This is a genomic window from Sphingomonas lacusdianchii (genome assembly GCF_022664395.1).
Classification (GTDB): domain Bacteria; phylum Pseudomonadota; class Alphaproteobacteria; order Sphingomonadales; family Sphingomonadaceae; genus Sphingomonas; species Sphingomonas lacusdianchii.
The window spans coordinates 171,582-190,213 of record NZ_JAKRET010000001.1 but is presented as its reverse complement, the minus strand read 5'-3'; the positions used below and the strand labels follow the sequence as shown (position 1 = coordinate 190,213).

General features: G+C 65.7%; 18 protein-coding genes. All 18 read right to left on the bottom strand.

What is annotated here, in order from left to right:
* Positions 1 to 26: 26 nt before the first annotated feature.
* The 18 genes from MF607_RS00935 to MF607_RS00850 all read right to left on the bottom strand — a co-directional run bounded on the left by MF607_RS00935 (position 27) and on the right by MF607_RS00850 (position 18,622).
* Positions 27 to 4,397: a phage tail length tape measure family protein gene (locus MF607_RS00935; RefSeq protein ID WP_242115527.1), complete on the bottom strand. Its 4,371-nt coding sequence runs from the start codon at positions 4,395 to 4,397 to the stop codon at positions 27 to 29.
* 26 nt (positions 4,398 to 4,423) lie between these two features.
* Positions 4,424 to 4,885: a hypothetical protein gene (locus MF607_RS00930; RefSeq protein ID WP_242115526.1), complete on the bottom strand. Its 462-nt coding sequence runs from the start codon at positions 4,883 to 4,885 to the stop codon at positions 4,424 to 4,426.
* Positions 4,849 to 5,256, bottom strand: a complete 408-nt coding sequence (locus MF607_RS00925) for a hypothetical protein (protein ID WP_242115525.1) — start codon at positions 5,254 to 5,256, stop codon at positions 4,849 to 4,851. The genes MF607_RS00930 and MF607_RS00925 overlap by 37 nt, the downstream gene beginning before the upstream one ends.
* A gap of 101 nt (positions 5,257 to 5,357) precedes the next feature.
* On the bottom strand, positions 5,358 to 5,813 hold the full coding sequence (locus MF607_RS00920; RefSeq protein WP_242115524.1) for a hypothetical protein: 456 nt from the start codon (positions 5,811 to 5,813) through the stop codon (positions 5,358 to 5,360).
* A 68-nt stretch (positions 5,814 to 5,881) separates the two neighbouring features.
* The gene (locus MF607_RS00915; protein ID WP_242115523.1) at positions 5,882 to 6,103 is read right to left on the bottom strand and encodes a hypothetical protein; all 222 of its coding nucleotides are present in this window, start codon (positions 6,101 to 6,103) and stop codon (positions 5,882 to 5,884) included.
* Positions 6,104 to 6,105: 2 nt separating this feature from the next.
* Complete coding sequence (locus MF607_RS00910) at positions 6,106 to 6,531, bottom strand: hypothetical protein (protein WP_242115522.1); 426 nt, start codon at positions 6,529 to 6,531, stop codon at positions 6,106 to 6,108.
* Positions 6,528 to 7,058 (bottom strand): HK97 gp10 family phage protein, encoded by a 531-nt coding sequence (locus MF607_RS00905; RefSeq protein WP_242115521.1) that lies wholly within the window; start codon positions 7,056 to 7,058, stop codon positions 6,528 to 6,530. The genes MF607_RS00910 and MF607_RS00905 overlap by 4 nt, the downstream gene beginning before the upstream one ends.
* Positions 7,058 to 7,441 carry a head-tail adaptor protein gene (locus tag MF607_RS00900; protein ID WP_242115520.1) on the bottom strand — a complete coding sequence of 128 codons (384 nt, stop codon included), beginning with the start codon at positions 7,439 to 7,441 and terminating at the stop codon, positions 7,058 to 7,060. Before MF607_RS00900 ends, MF607_RS00905 begins: the two co-directional genes overlap by 1 nt.
* The gene (locus MF607_RS00895) at positions 7,438 to 7,725 is read right to left on the bottom strand and encodes a head-tail connector protein (protein WP_242115519.1); all 288 of its coding nucleotides are present in this window, start codon (positions 7,723 to 7,725) and stop codon (positions 7,438 to 7,440) included. The genes MF607_RS00900 and MF607_RS00895 overlap by 4 nt, the downstream gene beginning before the upstream one ends.
* Complete coding sequence (locus tag MF607_RS00890; protein ID WP_242115518.1) at positions 7,722 to 8,732, bottom strand: hypothetical protein; 1,011 nt, start codon at positions 8,730 to 8,732, stop codon at positions 7,722 to 7,724. Before MF607_RS00890 ends, MF607_RS00895 begins: the two co-directional genes overlap by 4 nt.
* The gene (locus MF607_RS00885; protein ID WP_242115517.1) at positions 8,729 to 11,599 is read right to left on the bottom strand and encodes a hypothetical protein; all 2,871 of its coding nucleotides are present in this window, start codon (positions 11,597 to 11,599) and stop codon (positions 8,729 to 8,731) included. The genes MF607_RS00890 and MF607_RS00885 overlap by 4 nt, the downstream gene beginning before the upstream one ends.
* A gap of 28 nt (positions 11,600 to 11,627) precedes the next feature.
* Positions 11,628 to 12,599 (bottom strand): hypothetical protein, encoded by a 972-nt coding sequence (locus MF607_RS00880; protein ID WP_242115516.1) that lies wholly within the window; start codon positions 12,597 to 12,599, stop codon positions 11,628 to 11,630.
* Positions 12,592 to 13,863, bottom strand: coding sequence for a phage portal protein (locus MF607_RS00875; protein WP_242115515.1), 1,272 nt, complete (start codon positions 13,861 to 13,863; stop codon positions 12,592 to 12,594). Before MF607_RS00875 ends, MF607_RS00880 begins: the two co-directional genes overlap by 8 nt.
* 114 nt (positions 13,864 to 13,977) lie before the next feature.
* Entirely contained in the window at positions 13,978 to 14,247 is a 270-nt protein-coding gene (locus MF607_RS00870) for a hypothetical protein (RefSeq protein ID WP_242115514.1), read from the bottom strand.
* Positions 14,248 to 14,270: 23 nt separating this feature from the next.
* Positions 14,271 to 14,579 carry a Gp49 family protein gene (locus tag MF607_RS00865; protein WP_242115513.1) on the bottom strand — a complete coding sequence of 103 codons (309 nt, stop codon included), beginning with the start codon at positions 14,577 to 14,579 and terminating at the stop codon, positions 14,271 to 14,273.
* Between the two features lie 50 nt (positions 14,580 to 14,629).
* Positions 14,630 to 16,552 carry a phage major capsid protein gene (locus MF607_RS00860; protein ID WP_242115512.1) on the bottom strand — a complete coding sequence of 641 codons (1,923 nt, stop codon included), beginning with the start codon at positions 16,550 to 16,552 and terminating at the stop codon, positions 14,630 to 14,632.
* Positions 16,553 to 16,565: 13 nt separating this feature from the next.
* Complete coding sequence (locus tag MF607_RS00855; RefSeq protein WP_242115511.1) at positions 16,566 to 18,155, bottom strand: terminase large subunit; 1,590 nt, start codon at positions 18,153 to 18,155, stop codon at positions 16,566 to 16,568.
* The gene (locus tag MF607_RS00850) at positions 18,152 to 18,622 is read right to left on the bottom strand and encodes a hypothetical protein (RefSeq protein ID WP_242115510.1); all 471 of its coding nucleotides are present in this window, start codon (positions 18,620 to 18,622) and stop codon (positions 18,152 to 18,154) included. The genes MF607_RS00855 and MF607_RS00850 overlap by 4 nt, the downstream gene beginning before the upstream one ends.
* Between the last annotated feature and the right edge of the window lie 10 nt (positions 18,623 to 18,632).

The following is an 18,632-nucleotide window of genomic DNA, read 5'->3' as shown; positions in this document are numbered from 1 at the left end:
TGAAGCTACCTCATTAGAGCCGACGCCTAACCGCCATTTACGACGCTGAACGCGTCGCCACCACTCGCCGCGGTGACGTCGTCCAGCACTCGTGCCATTTTGCCGGTGTTGCTCGCGGTCGCTGCATGGCCAGCAGCGTTCTCACGGCGAAGGGCCGCGAGTTCGTCACGCAAATCTGCGATCGTCGCGGCCGACGCGTCATTCGCCGCGGTGCCCGCCGGGGCTGTCGCAGCCGCCGCATTCGCCGAGTTGGCGAGGATCGCCGCGGTTGCCGCTGCCGCCGACCGCCCGGCGATCGCCGCTTGCGTCGCTTCGAGGGTCGCCGCCGTCTGCGCCTGAATGCGCTTCAGTTCCTGGCTCGACGTCGCCTGTTCGCCGGCCACCTTGAGCAGCGCCTGCGACAAGCCGGGCAGGGTCTTCGCCGCATCGATGTCGCCGCCGCGCGCCGACAGGTTCGCCGCGTTGAACTGGCCCATGATCGCCGCGAAGCTGGCGCCGCCGCCGACAGTGTCGAGACCGCGGATGCGCTTCACCTCGTCGGCGATCGTGTCACCGACCGACGACCACGCCTGCCGCAATTCGTTCGCCGCCTCGGCCGCCGCCTTGGCATCCTCGATTGCGTAGATTTGCTCCTGCAACGCGCGGTTGCTGGCATCCAGCTTGGCGAGGTCGAGCGCGCGGATGGCGGCGGTGTTGCCGTCGAGCTCGAGCAGGCGGCGTTGCAGGCCCTCCCGCTCGGCGATCACGTCCGCTGCCGACTTCGCACCGTCCAGCGCCGACTTCAGATCGGCGAAGGCAGGGGCGATTTGCAGCAGGGTCGCATAGGTCGACTGCCCGGCCGCCGTCGTCAGATCCTGCGCGTCGACCAGCGCTCGGAACGCGTCGATCGTCGCCGGCATGGTGGTGCCCAGCCGGACGAAGACCCCGTTCAACTGCGACATGCGCGCCGCGTTCTGTTCGGCAGGGGTGTAGAACGCCTTGAAGTAGGCGTCAGCGGCACTGGTCATCGCCGACACGCTATCGAACTGCGCGGCGATACCGACCTTCGCATCGATGCCGAGCGCGCGGGAGGCGAGCCCCAACTGGTCGAGCGACGCAGTGACCGCTTCGACGGTCGACGCCACGCGCACCAGCGTTTCGAAAGCACCTTCCCCGACCTGTTGGAACCGGGCGATGCCGGGAAACGCCGCATCGGCCATGTCGTCGGCGGCCTTGCCGAACACGGCGCTGAGCTTCTCCTGAATCTGCTCGCCAGTCAGCCCCTTCAGATCGATCTTGCCGATCGACACGACGAACCCGTTGAGGCGGGCCTGCACGGCGTCGGTCGCTTCGCCGAGCGGGCCAGCCGCCGCACCGATCGCCGACGAGAACGACTTGAGCAGTAGCGTGAACTGGCCTTCCAGCGCCGGGTCCGCGTTGCCGTACTGCGTCGAGTAGGACTTGCCGGTGACGATGCCGAGGAACTTCTTTTTCTTCTCGACGTCGCTGAACGTCTGCGCGTCGAACCCTCCCGACAGGATGCTGCCAAGGGTCTGCGACTGCGCCGACAGACCGGACGCGATGACACTGGTCGTCGAGCCGAACAGCGAGGCGAGAGCGCCTCCGAAGATCGGAATGGTCGCCTTCAGGATTGACCCGATCGCGTTCGTCTTGAAACTCTCGTTCACGCCCGCGCTGGCGTTGATGTCGCCGCCGCGGACGATCGCCGATGCGACGCCGCCAATTTGATTGTCGATCGACCGGAGCGACGCCGCCATCTCACCTGCGAATGCATTCGTAACGGTGTCGACCTCGCGAAGCTGGTCGATCGACCGTTTGATGCTTTCGCTTTGCGCTTTCGTGTCGCCCAGCACCGACCCGCTGCCATCGTTGGCCTTCTGCAGCTTGTCGCGCGACGAGCCGCCGAACGAACTGACGACGGACACGCCAAGCGCCGCGAGCGCGCCTGCGGTCGCGGCGCCAGCCGCGATGTTCGCAGGAAAGGGCAGGGACGCGATGGCGTTGACGACCGCTTCGGTTGCTCGGACCGCGGTACGCGCAACGGTGCTGGCGATCTTCGAGCCGGTCTCGATCGCGTCCTGCGCCATCGCCTTGACCGACATCGCGAACTCAACCGCGCGGAACGCCTTCTCCGCGATCGACAACACGGCATAGCCCTTCGACTTCTCGTCGAAGAACCCCTTCGCCGCCGCGGTCATGTCGCCGTACATGCCGATCTGCGCGGCGGAACTGCGCAGCGCGAACAGGTCGTTGATTTGCGCGGTCCGCTGAGCCTTCAGCTTCTGGTCGTCGAGACCGACGAGCGCCTTCAATTCGGCATCGCGGGCCGCAGTCAAACGCTGCTGGTCAGCGATATGGCCGGCGAAGATGGCACCCATATCGCCCAGCGCCCGGCCAGCCTCGCCGAAAGCGTCCGACATTCCGCGCGCCGCGTCGGCAGCGTTGATCGCGATCGTGTCGAACATCACCCCCTGATGGGCGAGCGCATCGTTCGTAGCCTGCGTCTGCAACTGGATTTGCGCCTGCGCGTCAGCAATGCTGACCATGTCTTCGATATATTTTGCGGCATCGGCGCCGGGTGTTGAGCCGACCTCCTGTTCCGCCCGGACCCGCGCCAACGACCGAGCACGAACCACGTCCGTCGCCCCGACAAGGCGCAGTTCCTCGCGCAGTACCGCAAGCTGCCGGTCGTTCGATTGGTTCATCTGGATAAGCTGGCCGCGCGTGCGCTCCGCGTTCAGATCGGATTGCGCCTTGCGCTGCGCATTGAGTGCCTTTTCAGCCTCTTCGACAGCCCTGACGCCTTCCTTGCCCTTCAAGGTGTGAGCGGCTTCCATCGCGGCCAGCAACGGCAGATCGGCCATGCGATCACGCATCACCTGCTGCGCGTCGCGGGCAGCGACGGAGCCATCGCGAACGGCCGAGTTCACCGACGCCTGCACCATCGCCTCGTCACGCATCGCCGCAGCGGATTGCGCGCCGGCCTTCACCCGCTCGGCGATCGACAGGCGGATTTGCCGGTCAACTGCGGCCTCGACATCTGCGCGCTTTTTGATCGCGGCGCTTTCGGCCTTCACACGCGCCTCGGCAATCAATGCCGCCGCGCCGGAAACGCCGTAAGCGTTCGCCAGCTTGTAGAGGTTGTCAATTTGGCGTTCCATCGCCTCCGCTTCGCGGGCGAGCTGGTCGGCGTGGCTGTCCTTCTTCGGCTTGTCAGGCAGACCGTACTCTTCGCCGATACGGATGCGTGCGTTCTTCTTGGCCTCGGCGCGGACCCGCTCGCCGAGTTTCCCGAGCCAATCATACGCTTTGTTGAACGATGCCCCTACCGTGCGATTGAACAACGTCGGGTCGTCACCCGTTAGCAGCTTGGCGATGGCGCCGGGCTTCGACACCTCACCGAGATACGCCTTCATGCCGACGGTGCCCGCGTACAGCCCCGCAAGCGCGGATCGGCCGTACGACGTGAGGTCGTCGAGCACCGACTTCACGTCGCTGCCCATGTCGGTCATGTCCTTGACGAAGCTGTTCTTGATGTCGTTGCCGACGACCGTGAACAGTGCCGAGGCGGTGTCGCCCCAGGTGATCGTTTCCTCGCGGAGCTTCTTCAGTTGCTTTTCGGCTACCTCCGCCTGCTCGGCCGTCTTCCCGAGACCGCGCGTCAGTTCTTCGTTCGATACGCCACGGTTGATCTCGCGATTAAACAGCGCGAACCCGGCGGTAGCAACGCCGATCGCGGCGATCACTGGCGCGAAAGGGATTAGGAGAGCGGCGAGGCTGGCACCCATGGCACGCAAGCCGATCCCGGCCGACTGCCCGGCCTGATAGACCTGCCCGCCCTGCTGGATCAGCACCTGCATTGGCTTCTGCCCGGTCAGCAACCCTTGGATGACGTCGGGCATCTGCATGGCGATGATGCGCAGGCCGGCACCGGCTTTGTTCGTCGATTGCCCGACGTTGACCGACGATGCCTCAAGCCGGTTCATTTCCGCGCTGACGGCGCGGATGCGGCCCGCAAGTTCGGTCAGCCCGCGGCTTTCCGCTTCCACCGCGCGAAGTTCGGCGTTCATGGTGCGGATCTCGGACCGCGTTTTGCCGAACTCGGTCGCCTGTCGACCCAGCGCGCGGACCATCCCCTCGCCGGCCTTCTCCGCACGCGCGGTTTCGCGCACGGTCTCGCGCATCGCTTTGGTCGTCGCATTGCCGAACGTGTTCACCTCGGCGGTAGCGCCGCCGAGGTTTACCATCCCGCCAGTCGCCTGCTCGACTCGCTTCGCATCGGCGACAATCGAGTTCGTCGCGGCGTCCATGCCATCTTCCAGCCGGTCGATCGTGCCGAACGCAGCGGCGGCATCGATCTCGAAGCCAACGCCAAGGGCGGGCGAAGCGTCGTCCATGCACGATCTCCGGATTGTGGGCGGCGTCAGCCGAGCAGGGCGCGCAGCCGCTGCTCTTCGGTGTCCCGTTCGCGCTGGGTGACGCCGGGGTTCCACGGTGGCGGACAGGCTTCGTCTTCGGCTCGTCGACCTTCGCCGACATATGCAACGGACATCGCGTGAATCGTCCGCGCTTCCCATGTCGACAGGGGGAGGCCGGTCGCCGTCTGAAACCCGGCGATTTCGGACCATAGGAGCGCGGTCGGAGCCATGCCGCCGCCTTGGATCATGCCGACCTCAATCCAGCGCTCGATAAGGCTGGGAAGGGTGCAGGGCGGCATCGGGGGTTCGATCTTGTCGGCGCGGTACCTGTCGAGCCGGCTGATCGGCTTTGCCTTGACGGCAGCGCGCTTCGAGCCTTCCGGCGGCTTTGGCGTGGCATGGAGCCACGCCAAATGCCGGGCGTACAGCTTCAGTTCTTCGGCGCGCTGCCGGAGAAGTTTCCCCACTCGCCGACGAACTTCACACCCTGATTGAGGATGTAGCCGAGTTCGGCGTCGTTATAGACGGCGGCGTAGAGTTCGGCGCCGGTCTTGTCCTCGTAATCGAGGTTCTCGAAGCCAGCGGTCAGGCTCAGCAGGTCAGCTACGGCCTCGGCCCGGCGTTCCTCAGACGAGCGGGCCACGACCTTGCCCTCGTTGTCGTTGTTCCGCTTTACCGCCCGCTCGCTCTGGCGCGTTTCGAGCTCGGCGAACTGGCGGGAGGCGGGGCCGTAGAAAATGATCCGCACCGGCTTGTCGCCGTCGTACATCGGGGTGCCAGCGGCGTTGCGAACATGCATCGGCGCCGTCTGCGATACGCGCTGCTTGGTGAAATCCATCGGTAAACCTTCTCGCGGGTGTGAAGCACCGACCCGACCCGACACCCGCGAGAGAGCGGGGCGGGCCGATGCGGGGTTTCCGGCCAGGCCGGAACTCTGGGTTAGGAGGCGGGCGCCGCGACCCGGACAACCTTCGAGCAAACCTCGACGGTCGGGGTCGCCATGACGATCGGGTCGGCGCCATCGACGGTTTCCGGCCAGCCGAACACGCGGCTGCGGAAATAGCGCAGCGCGCCCGACTGCATGGTGACCCGGATCGAGAACAGCTTGTTCGTCTCGTCGTCGGCTGCCGAACGGAACAGCATCTGGCCGACGTCTTCCTCGTCGAGCGCGAAGCTGGGCTGCAACGCGCCATAGTCGGCGCTGCCCTTCAGCTTGTCCTTCGGACCCTTCAGCGGCTGAAATTCCGTCTTGGTGAAGGTCGAGCCGATCGTGCCGATCTTTTCGCACTGACCGCCTTCGGTGTACGTCAGCGCGGCATAGCCTGCCGCGTCCATGGTGGCTGGCGCGGCGGCGCTGATCGCGATCGCCGAGCCTGCTCCGGTCTGAAGACCCATCGTTTATCTCCTGTCGGTGGAGCCGGCACGGCCGGCGGTGTCGTGCCCGGTGATCCGGGCGCGATCGGTTACGCGGTCGGCTTTTCGCCCGACTGCTTGGTCTCGGTCGCCGCGGCGTCGTCCGCCTTCGGCTTCTCGGTCGATGCGGCACCGGCGGCGACATAGTTCGCCAGTTCGCCGGCGGTCGCTTCCTTGATTTCTTCGCCGGCGATGAACGAACGCTCGGTTCCAGCGTCCTTGAAGTTCTTCGTCGCGTAATGGGTTTTCGGGGTGGTCGTCTTCGTCACCATGGTCATGCTCCTGCTGGGGTGGCGGTTACGGGTGCGTCGTAGGACACCCGAAAATCGTGGGTCTGTTCGTAGCTATCGCCCGGCCCATCAACGTCCGGCCCGACACCAGCCGACAGGATCGCGACGTTTTGCGCATCGGCGCGCACGTCGCCTTTCGGGCCGACGCAGACGGCGTTGACGATCTGCAACAGTTCCTTCTGCTCGGCGTAGGATTCGGCACGGATCGCGACCGACACCCGCTCAGTCCGACGGACCCAGCCGGCGCGCTTCAATGGCTGACGCTCGACGACGCTGACGGTGCGGACCAACAGCAGCGGCAGGGGCGCGCCCGGCCACATGCGGCCCAAGCCGATCGATACCGCTCGCTCGCGTTCGATGATCGCGGGCGCGTCGGTCAGCAGCTGGGCGACGGCAAAGGCACCGCTCATTCGTCCGTCCCTCCGGGGTCGGCCGCGATGCCGCCAGAGCGGACGCGCGCGTTGATGTAGGCTTGCGCGGCAGCGACGGCTTCGCCCTGTTTCGTGTCGAGCGCCGGGCGCAGGAACGGGTTCGGTTTTGCGCCGGGGTGGAGCACGGTCTTCCCGACCGGATTGCCGTTGATGACGAGGACGCCTTCGCGCTTCTTCAGTCGGTTGATCCGGTTCGCGGACATGCCCTGTCGCTGGCTGTCGTCGACCGTGATGTAGTGGGGGTCGGTCCCGTACTCCAACCACACGCCGACCGACAGCGCCCAGCCCTTCGACAGCCCGACGCGGGCAATGATGCGATCGGCATCGCGACGTACGGTCAGCTTAATCTCGTCGCTCACGGCGTCGGAGTTGACGCGTTCCTTCGCCTCGCCCTGAATGACCTTGCCGCCGGCCCGCGCGGCGCCGACCAGCAGCTTGCCTTGAATGTCTTCCGGCAGTTGCTTGAAGTAGCGGCGGACGGCCTCGCGCCCGCGCACCTTCACCATCAGGCGGTGTTCCCGGGTGCGGAATGCTGCTGCACCATGAACTCGCTCCACTGCCGTCGGCCAAGTTCGGCGGGTTCGCTGACGATCGCGGCGATGCGGGACGTCTGCCACACCGGCTCGCCGTCATCGCCGCGCACGTTCTTGCCGATCAGCACACGCATCGTCGCGTTGATGTCTTCGCGGTACCGGACCCGGACGCGCGCCGGGCGCTCGGTGACTGTGATACCCTCCGCCATGCGTTCGCCGCGGCTCGGCAGCATGTCCTGTACCTCGGCCGCCATCTCGGCGACAGGCTCCCAAGTGCCTGACCCGGCGGCGTCCAAGCCCTGTCCGCGCACCGGTCGCTCGATGCGGATTCGCTTGTCGAACCGAGGCGGTTTCATACCACCAGGACCTTGTGAGGCCAGCACACCAGTTCGGCGGGCTTCAGCAGCGCGACATTGTCGCCATCGCGCAGCTGATCGAACGCACCGGCATACAGCAGCACGCCGTGCAGCATGCCCGCAGGGATCGTCTCGGGATCTTCACCGGTGATCGCCCGCCCCGTGTAGAGCTCGACCCATTCGATGCCTGCCTGCAACGCGACCGATAGCATCAGGTCGTTGTCGATCGCGTCCAGTTCGTATCGAAGGTAGCCCTTCACGAGGTCGAGCGTCAGCGCGGTCACGGCGTCTTCACACCGATTACGATGCGGAAGGTCTCGCGCTCGAGCGGCGCCAGCTTGCCGGTGATGACCGGTTGCACCGTCTCGTCGGCCTTCTTCGTGTAACCGACCGCGCGTTCCTCGCCCAGCTTATAGCCGGCATCCCATTTTGCCGTACGGATGCGGGCGCGCGGATGGTCGCACGACACGCTCATGACTGCGCCCTGCGATGTCGTCGACGTGACGGTGCCCGGTGCGGTGACGCGCTGCGTGGTGGCGAAGTTCGCTTCCCCGCCGGGGTTGGCGCTGTTCGCGTCCGGGTCGAGCGCCCAGGCATATGCGTAGTCGATAACGGCATCGCGGGCGTTCGAGAGCGTGACGTCGAGGAACAGTTCGCCGGCCGGGGTAAAGCCGTGGGTCTGGCTGATCGCCAGCCCGTTGCCGGTCATGCCCGACCACGTCGTATCACTGTCCCAGCTGCCGGCGATCTGGCGGTAGCCGTTGAGCGTCTGGTTGGCGTACGACTTGCCGTCGACCGCAGCGATAAACCCGCCGATCGAGCGCGCCTGCAAAATCAGGTCGTCGATGTACGTCGCGCCGTCCGGCTGCTTGACGAAGATGCCCAGCCGCTTGAAGCCGTTCTTGAGATCGGTGTCGAAGCCGGCCGGGGGGCCTTCGTTGCCTGACGTGCCGATGCCGCCGTTCGGGGTGAACCCGACGTTCATCCGGCCATCCGAGGCGTATTTCTCAACGCCCTGCGGCGTGGCGCGCGATCCCGTGCGGAACGATGGGGTCGGGGTGGGGGCAGGTGTCGGTTCCGGGGTAGGCGGAGGCGGCGCGGGCGTTGGCTCGGGAGCAGGCGCGGTGCCCGGCTTCACGTCCGAATAGGTGAAGCTCGGTTCGCCGGGCAGCGGACCGTACCAGTTGCCGGTCTTCGGCAAGCCGTACTTCTTCGCACCAGCCTTCGACACCTTGACGACCTCGTCGTCGTTGCTGTCGGGAAGGCGCGTTTTCAGCGTTACTTGCGTCATGCGTATTTCCACTTCGTCTTGATGTCGGCGCGCATCTGCGCATGATCCGCGTCAGACTGCGCAGCGGCGGATAGGAGGAACTGCGCCAGTTCACCCGCGAGGCCCGTCGATGGGTAGCGGGCCGACTGGTTCGTTGGCCCCTGAACGTTGCCGACCGAACAGCGGGCGGTGCCAGTCCAAGCCGACACGGACGTGTGCGCTACGGCAGTAACGACCCGCACTTCATCGACCCACACGTCGCTCGTCCCGTTCTCGTTCTGACGAAACTCGACAAGGTGCCAGACGCCTTCCGACAGGCGACCGATGTTGATGTCCGCCGTGCTGGCCGTATTGGCACCGTAGCGGATCGACGAGTCCGCCGTTGCCGGATCGCGCTTGACGAGCGTCAATTGCCGGGCCGCGGTGGTGCTGACCTGTTCCGAAAGGCCCGCGACGAAGCAAGTCTCCGATCCCACGTCGAACCGCACCAGCCATGCCGCCGAAAGCGGAGTGCTGTTTCCGGTCAGCACCGCGGCAACAGGCACAGTCGCGCCGGTCGCGTTCTGAGCGGATTCCAGTACGGTTGTACCAGCGCCGTCGGTCTGGTTCTTTGTGAAGCGCGCGACAGACTTGCCGTTGAGCGTGTTAGGCACTCGCGACGGGCTGGGCGTAACGGTTGGAGCCTTCGAAAGATCGCCAGCGTTCGCAACTGTGTTGCCGAACGTCGTGAAATCACCAGATGTGACACTCGTGTACGATGCGTCTCGGCTGAAGTCGAAATTGCCAACGAGCGCTGGCCACGACTCAAAGGCATAGGTGCCAGCACCCGCCGGTGCCACCACGTTGAGGGTCACCTGCTTTGTTGCAGGCTGCCCAACGCTATTCGTCGCGTTGACCGTCAGGGTGCGCGTGCCAACCGTGTTCGGCGTTCCGTCGATAGCATAGGTGCTACCGCTATAGGGCAAGTCGGAAGGCAGCCCGGTCACGCTGACCTGCTTGGCACGCTTGCCATCGTTCCCCGTGACGAGGATGCCGCAGTCGACGAGCGGGTATAGGTCGAGCTTGAACGGAACCCCCTGCGTAATGTTGATCATCGAAGGGACATTGATGACCGGACCGACCTCAATCGCAATCCGGTGAACCCTCGACGCGTTTCCGGCCTTGATGACATAGCGGCCGATGTTGAGGCGACCGGGGGTCGTCACATTGATTGTCAGTTCACGCGTCGACTCGTTGAGGGTAACTCCCGACGGAAGGTCGAGATAGAACTTGCCGTCGATGGTGCCGCCCGGCTCGTTCGGCTCGACCATGCACGCTTCGGCCAGCTTTTCGGTCAGCCCGGTTTCGCCCCAAAGTTCAGCCTGCGACGGAAGCACGACGGTCTTACTTTCCCCGGCGGCGACCTGAATGAGAATAGGTGCGACCTTGGGCGTGTAAAGCTTGCCTGGCACGTACCACTGCCAATAGTCGTATTCCAACCGGCTCACGCCGCTCGGGCGCGAGACGTTGTACATGTGGTTCGTACCGATCGAGTGATACGGCTTGGTCAGCGCATCCGTGGGGCGCTTGCTATACTGAAAGTCGCTTTTTACGTCGTCCAGATAGTAGGTAACGATCCCCTGATCATCGATTTTTGCGGCCAAAACGTGCGGTGTGGACCAATCGACCGTAACGGGTTCGCTACCAGCGGAGTCAGTGTCGCTGCGATTCACCCCGTCCCACGCATTGATATTCCACTCGATCTTGCGGCCGTCGCCCGTCCCGTCCTTCTTCGAACCGGCTTCGCCAAGATCGATTTCCAGATCTCCGCGGGTGAAGCCCATGTAGTTCATGAACCAAGTCGTCATGTGATCTCGGTTGTTCGCGAACCGTTGCTCGCGCGACTTAAACACGAACGGCGCGGTGACCATCACGTCGAACGCGCCGTGGATCATCGACGACAGGACATTTTGATTGTTGCGCACGACGTGCGCCGCTTCACCTGCAACCATATCGCGCTGACGGAGCGAAATCATGCTGTTCGTCTGCACGATCATGTCAGCGAACGTCGTGGGAGCTTCGCCTCGGCCACTATCGTTGTGGCCGGTCCAGTAGGGGTCAGCGTCGACACCGCCCAAGCCGGGCGCAGCGCGCGGGCTTTGGCCGCTGGCGTAGATCAGGTAATCGCCACGTGTCGGGGCATAGCGACCGAAGCGTTGCGCCGGCGCAGGCCCCATCAGATCGAGCGGGCCGTCGAAGTCATCGCCGTAGACGAGCGTCATGCCCGTTTCGGGGCCGGACGTGGCAACCGTGCCGATCGGGACGCCGCCAATACTCGACCCAGGTGTTGGGGTGCCCGTCGAAGCGACCGTGACCGCTGTCGAAGTCGCCTTGACGTTGCCGGTGCCGGTGTTCTCAAGCACCAACGAACCTGGGGCGCCGGGCACGATAGTCGTGCCAGTGCCGATCGACGTGCCGTTTAAAAGCCATCGACGTGCCGAGACCGTTCCACCGTTGCTCATCGCGCCGTCGATCGCCGTGAACGTCGTGTTCTGGTCGCCGTTGCTCGGACTGATCGAAGGGTTCGAGGTGAACGCAGGGATCGACGCGGACACGACGGTGACGACGTTATTGCGCGGACTGAATGTCGCGCCTGCCAGCGTTTCGACCAAACCTTGAGCCGACCCTACCGAACCACTTCCGTTGTAGCTGTAGGTCCGCGCCGCGCTGTTCACCGTCAGACCGGGAACGGTGCTCGCGATCACCGATCCGGTCGTCGCGTTCAGGATCGTGCCGGTCGATGCGACGCCCGCGACGAGCGCGCCCGACAGCACGAGATCGTTCAGTGTCGGCACGAAGATGATGGGCGTGGAAGGTCCACGACCGCCGCGGGTCGGCATGAAGGCCATAGATGTTACCTTTCAGAAGGGGCGGGCCTCAGCCCTCGCGGATCGCCTCAGCGAGCGGGAGAAAGTCGATCGTGAACGCCTCGCCGTCGTCGCGGGCGAGCGTCAGCTGCATGGCATCGCGATCGAAGGCGCCGGCGATGATCGAAGCACCGTCCTTGCCTGCGATAGGGGGGAGCGCCGCTGCCGCCTTGCCAGGCTTGCCGCGCTGCGCCGAGAGCATCCATCCATCTCCCGGCAGCGGGCCGGGGTTGTCGTGCTTCGCGCGCCATTCGCAGCCATTGAGTGACACGACGTCGAGCGCTCGGTACGAGCCGTCGGGATCGAACAGCCCACGCGCTTCGCCGGGATAGGCATCCTTGCCGTCCTTCGCCGGCGGGATCGCAGCGACAGCCTCATCGACCATCTGCTTAATGACCGCCGGGTCGGCGTCCCTGCCGGGGTCGCCGTCCTTGGGCGCTGGCAATTTGGCAACCGCGGTCCGGACCGCCTCCGTCAGCACGTCAGCGTCATAGTCGCGGCCGACGACTGGCCCGAGGTCTCGCGTTGATCCATCGGTCAGCGTAACGACGAGGTTGCCGCCGCGGTCGATCAGCGCGCCGGCAAGGCCGACGCCATCTTTCGGGACCGGGATAGCCGACGCAGCCTTGCCAACGGCGTCGTCGATCAGCGGGCGGACGTCGTCGAGCGTGACGCTGACCCCGTCCTTCGGCGCCGGAACCTGCGCCATGTGACGCGTAACGCTTTCGTCAATCAACCGCTCGACGGCGTTCATGTCGACTTCCGCATCCTTGCCGTCCTGCGGGACCGGCAGCGCTGCGATGGCGTCTCGGACGATCGCGGCGACGGCGTCGGTATCGAGGGGGGGCGTTTCGCGGTCTTCGATCGCGTCCAGTCGCGCTCGCAGCGCCGCGTTGTCCGCCAACACCGGTTCCAGCGCGGCGGCAACATGCTCGCGCACGATCAGCGCCGTCGCGGCGGCGAGCGCCTTCGTATCAAGCATTCAGCGCCTCCCGGAAGTCTTTCTCGAACAGCGCGATAAATGCGCGCGCCTGTTCGGCGTCCGCTTCAGCATCGGGCTCCGGCTCGGCCGGGGGATCGGGCAGCGCGGGCGGGGGAGGCGGGTTCTTCGCCATTTCGGCCGCGACGCTCAGCGGGATATCCTGCTGCTGCACCCACGGCTCTTCGCCACCCTTGACCGGTGCGAGTTCGAAATCCTGCCGCGCGACATTGCGGTCGAAAATGCCAGCCTGCGTGCCGGCCGCCCAGCCCTCGACCCGCACCTTGAACTCGCTGCGCAGCAGCGCTGACGTGTCGAGCTCGAGATATTCTTCGGGCTGCCCGCCCAGCTTGAACAGGTTGCCGATCGCTTCTTCGATATGATTCAGCAGGAAGCCGAGACCGCCCGCGCGCCACGACTGCATCAGCGCCTCGGTCGTGGCGTAGGCGGTCGACGCGGCGCCCAGCACCTGCAACGGCACGCGGTAGACCTGCGCGATCGCCTCGCTGGACAGGCGCAGGATGCTCGCCAATTCGGCGTCCTTGTTGCTCGAACCGATCGGGTTCGGCTTCAGGCCGTTCGACAGGATCGGCGTGCCGCCGCTGTTCAGCCCCTTCGATTGCTCGTCCCATGCCGTTCGCAGCATGCGAACCTGCTCGATCGTCAGGCTGGCGTCGGTCGAAAGGATGAACGACGGGCGGCTTTGGTTGAGGAAGAAATTGACCTGGTTGGACAGCGCGGCGTTGCCCGCAGCAAGCTCGAGCGCGGCGGCGACCATTGGTGTTTCACCGACCAGCGGATGGCGCGGGGTGTGCAGCCGGATATGCAGCACGTCGCGGGCGGGAACGGTGACGCGCGGACCGAACCGCCGATCGACGATCGGGTTGCCGGCCAGCGAATAGAAGATTGACCCATCGACCGCGAGCACCGGATGACTGCTGTCGCTGTCCATGAGATGCAGTTCGATCGGTTCGAACCGATTGTTGCGCACCACCAGTGCGTAGGCGTTGCCTTCGTCCAGCAGGTAGCGGACGAGGTTCAGCAGGAAGTCGCTGACGCTCTGATAGTCGTTCGGACGCTTTATGATGCGGGCGAGCGGCGAGTTGGGCACGCGCTGCCGCCCGGTATCCGCCGCCCAGCGCCAGTGGTTGCCGGGGCACATCGCGACCGTCTGCGCATAGGCAGACACGCACGCCTCGACCATCGACGACCGCGCCGATCGCGGCGGCGACATGCCTGTCTGCCACCAGTTGATAGGCGCGTTCATCGGTAGCCAGCCGCCGGTGAGGGCAACTGGCGGGGTTTCCGTCCCGGCCTTCTCGGTCGTGTCGGGCAGGCCGACGAGCGACCGAACCCGAGACAAAAACCCCGCCACGCGGGCTTATTCCGCCTGCTGCTTGGCGTTGCGGCCCGCGCGCGAGGCGCGGGTGCGATATTCGGCCTGGCCGCCCGCTTCGACCTGGCGTTCCTCGGGTGCACCGTGGTCTTCCTTGCCGTCGAGCGTTTCGAGCGTCGGCGTCGCCAGCTTGGCGACGTCGATCTCTTCCTGCGTCGGCGTGGGCTGGACACTGTCGGTCCGCTCCATCGCGGCGGCGTTCTGAGATTCGAGAGCCTTGCGGTTCTCGGCGCGGATTTCTTGAGGCGTCGGCATGTTATTCGCTCCTACGGTTTGCTTCAGGCGGGCTGGCGATGGTCAGCGAGCGCCAGTTTCTCGCGCAGCAGGTAGCCCTCGAGACCCCAGACCTTGCTTTCGGCCTGCTTGCGGGCGAGCGCGTTGCCGATCGTTTCGTCATAGTTCGCCGGGCTGGCGCAGGCGCTCTCGCCGGTGACGGTAAAGCCATTTGCGAGCGTCAGGACGCACACGGTCAGGGTGTCGGTCAGACGGTGATACGCCTCACCAACAATCACCTCCGAGATGCGTTCGGGCGTAACCTTGGCTGCTGGGCGGGCGGCAATGGCGGCATTTAGTTCGGCATCGTTCATGACGATCTCCGCATAAGATGCCGGCCGGGTCGAAGCCCGGCCAGCGGGGGTTACCAGGTGACGGACGTGCGGACGACGACGGTGCCGGTGCGGCGCATGGCCCACGACACGTCCATGATCATCCGCAGCGCGAGGCTGTCGGTCTGGAACATGGACTGCACGCGCCCGCCCGACGGCACGGCACCGGCCGTCGCGATCTGCGCGGGGGTGGTGTCTTCCATGTGCAGGGTCGCCTGATCCGACACGTCGAACCGCGGCACGTCGCCGGTCGCCGACATGAAGTCGGCGGCGTCGACCAGCGCGACCACCCCGACCGGCACGGTCGAAGAGATCAGGGCCGGGTAGCCCATGAAGTTGCCGTTTGCGAGCTCGGCCTTGAACGGGAACTGCCCGGTGTTGTCCTGGATGAGGCCGGCGCTGATCGCCTGACCGGGGTTCATCAGCCAGACCGGGTTGCGGATGTTGCCGTTCGTCGAGCCCGTCAGGTCGATGAGCATGCCCTTCACGTCGGCGACTAGCGCCGCCATGCCGCCGCCCGCGGTGCCGGCGGCGGTGATGGCGCCGTTGCGGATACCGGCCGGACGCACCGCGGTTGCGGCTAGGGCGTCCATCAGCACCACGTCGAGCGCGATGCTGGTGTCTTCCTGGATCGCCGCGCGCAGGATCTGCTCGATCTGCGGCGTCGAGTGCTCGGTGATCTCCCGCGTCATGGTGGTGATGACCGCCATCTTCTTCGGGGTCAGCGTCGTGCTGGTGAACCCGCCCTGACGGACCGGAATCGGCGAACCTTCACCGACGAAGCTGCCGGCGACCGACGGGTTGGCCGCGCGCGACGGTAGCGACACCTTGCCCGCGCGGCCGAAACCGAAGCGACCGCCGATCGCCGACAGGCGCGGATAGATCGAGGTCGGCAGCAGCAGGTCGAAGAACTCGCCGATCGCGGTCTCGACCAGCACGCCGGCCCATGCCGGGGTCACGGTATCGGCCGGCACGGTCGCCGAGCGGGTCATAACGTCGAGCACGGCCCGCGTCGCGACGTCTTCGCCATATGCCTGCTTCATGGCCGTATCGAGCGGCACCTTGCGGACGTGGGCGATCAGGCCGACGGTCATCGAACGGAAGATGTGGTCGACCGGAGCGACCTTCTTCGCAGGAACGGCGGGCAGGCGGCGCTGTTCGTTCGGCGCGTTGCGCTGCTCGACCGCGACGGTGGTGCCGTTCGGGGCGGTGCCGGTGGCGCCAGCGAGGGCAGCCTCGGCGCGCTTCAGCGAGGCGAGGGTGGCGTCCTTCTGCTCGATCTGAGCGGTGATCGTGTCGGTCTCCGCGTCGTTGTCGAGTGCGGTCTGAAGATTGTCGCGAAGCTGCGTCAGTTCGTCCTGCACGCCTTCGATGCGCTGTGCGAGCGTCGTCATGTTCGGTTTCCTCGAAAGGGATTTCGGCACGGCGGGCTCGCCGAGGGTTCGCGCGTCGCGGGCGGTGATCGCAGGGTCGGGCTCGACGAAGATCAGCGCCTGGGTGTCGCGGGAAAGGTTAAGGCTCTTGGCGACCTGCAGTGCGTTCGGGTTCGCGGGGATCGCGACCACGCTGCACTCGACCAGCTCGCTTTCGGTGAAGCGGATGCCGCCGTTGCCGATCGGTTCGGACTTCAGCCCGCGGAAGCCGACCGACACCGCGCGCAGCATCTTGGCCTCGATGAATGCACGAATCTCGTCGACCCGCGCGCTTAGACCTGCCGGCAGCATGACCAGTTCGCCGATCAGCTTTCCGGCCTCGACCCGCAGGTTATTCCAGTTGCCGATGACGAACGACGAATCGTGTCCGAAAAGCGCGATCGGGTTGCGCTTGAAGTTCGTCAGCTTCCAGCCGGACGGCTCGACGACGTCGCCGTAGCGGTCGACGGTCGCGTCGGACATCACGAAGGTATAGGGATCGTCGCCGGCCGCGCGCGCGACCGCCTTGTGCAGAACCTGCATCGCGTGTTCCTTGTCAGCCGATCATTGTGGCAACGTCGGTTGCCTCTTCCGGCGCCATTGCCTCGACGCCCCGCGCCATCGTCAGCGCGACCATCCCGTCGATGCGGCCAGTCGATTTCGCCTTGTCCAGTTTCCGGTTGCCGGCCGGGTCGGGTGTGGCGACGGCGTTCGCCGCACACATCGCGAGCGGCGGGTTGCCGCCGTGGTGAAGCCGGCCCTGCAATAGGTCTTCCTCGATCGCGTCGATCGCCGGCGACATCGACACGAAGCCTTGCCCGAAGGGCTCGAGCGGCAGCTGTATTCCGAGCCGGTCGAACTCCAACTTCAGCCGGTCCATGCGCCAGCGGTCGAACGCCAGCCGCGTGACCGGCACCGGAAGCGCGCCAACGATCTCAGCCACGTCGCTCGCTACGAACGCATAGTCGATCACCGGACCGGGCGTCGTGCGTATCAGGCCCTTCCTGACCCAGACATCGTACGGCGTGCGATCGCGCTTCGATGCGATCGCCACGTTCGCCTCCGGCATCCAGAACCACGCTCGGGCCATCAGAACGCCGCCCTGGCGCTGGGTCAGCACGAGCGAGGTAAGGTCGGTCGTGGCCGAGAGGTCGAGACCGCCGTAGATCGACGACTGGTCCCACGGTGCCGGTTCGACGTTGCCGCGCTTCCAAACGCTGGCGGACACTAGCGCCGCGACCATGTTCTGCCGTTGGTTGAGGATCAGCACCCGCGCCGTCGCTTCCTTCGACGGCATGCGGGCGGCCTGTTGCAACTGGTCTTCCGCGTCTGATTTGGACCGGAACAGCCCCAGCGCCGGGTTCGCCGCGGCCAGTGCCTTCGGGTCGAGCAGATCGCAGTCGGGCTTGGCGGCGTACAGGTGGCAGATGGTCGTCGGATCGTTCGCGCGTTCGGCGTCGTCGATGAGGATACTCATCATGTCGGCGTCGGTCGGCGCCTGGGTCGAGATGACGAACAGCAGGCCGTCGGAATAGGCACCCTGCGACGTCACCATCGCGTCAACGAAATCGTCCTGCGGCCCCTTCACCTGCCCGACCTCGTCGAGCACGACCACGATGTACGAGCCGCCGTGCGCGGTCGAGCCTTCGGCGGAAACCGCGTCATACTCGACGTTCATCAGCAGTCCGACCAGCTTCTTCGCCGAGGGCACCTCTCGCACCCGCTTGCGAAGATCGGGCGACAGCGCCGCCATCTTCGAAGCGTAGTTATAGACCTCCGCTGCCTGCTTCCGACTGCGCGCGCCCGACGCGATGCGGCTGTTCTGCTTCGCCTCGGGACCGACGAGGTGGACGAGCACGATCATGGCGATCGTGCCGGTCTTCGAGTTCTTGCGGGCCATCGATAGGATGGCGCGTTTCGTCAGAACCTTGTTGTCGTAGACGGCGTAGAAGAACGCTTCCTGAAAGTCGGCGAGTTTGATCGGCTGGCCGACCAAGTCGCCTTCGGGCACCCGCAGGTACTTCTCGCAGAACTTCATGTTCCGCTCGGCACGCGTCAGCTTCGACGTCGGCAATTTCCGCCAGTCGCGCAGCTTCGGGAGGGGGCCGCTCTTGATCGCCTGCCTGACGACCGGCCGGAGCCTCACTGTAGGGAGGGGCGGGCCAGCAGATCGTCGTCGTCAGCGTGCGCGGCCTCGATCTCGCGCGCGGCGGCGCGGCGCTTCCCGACATCGCGCGCCTCGCCCGCGCTCGCGCGCGCGTGAAGCGACAGGCTACGGCGGGTCGACAGGATCGAGGCGTCGAACATGCGGACCGACTGAATCAGCGGGTTGCTCATCGGCGAGCCGGACGCGTTGATCGTCGTGAACCCGTCCTCGCGCAGCTGGCGTTGCAGCAGTTCGAGGTCGGACATCTTGCGTGCGAGCATCGCCGCCAGTTCGAGCTGGTGGTCGGTCCACTCGCTGCGCGCAAACTCGGCGATCACCGATCGCCAGAACGGCTCGTCCCGTTCCTCAAGCTGCACATGCGCCGGCGGACGGATGACACCCCCGTCCTTCGCCAAGGTCGCGACCGCGCCGGCCACGCTATCGATGCGCTGCTTGCGGCGGGTCATGATCGAAAAT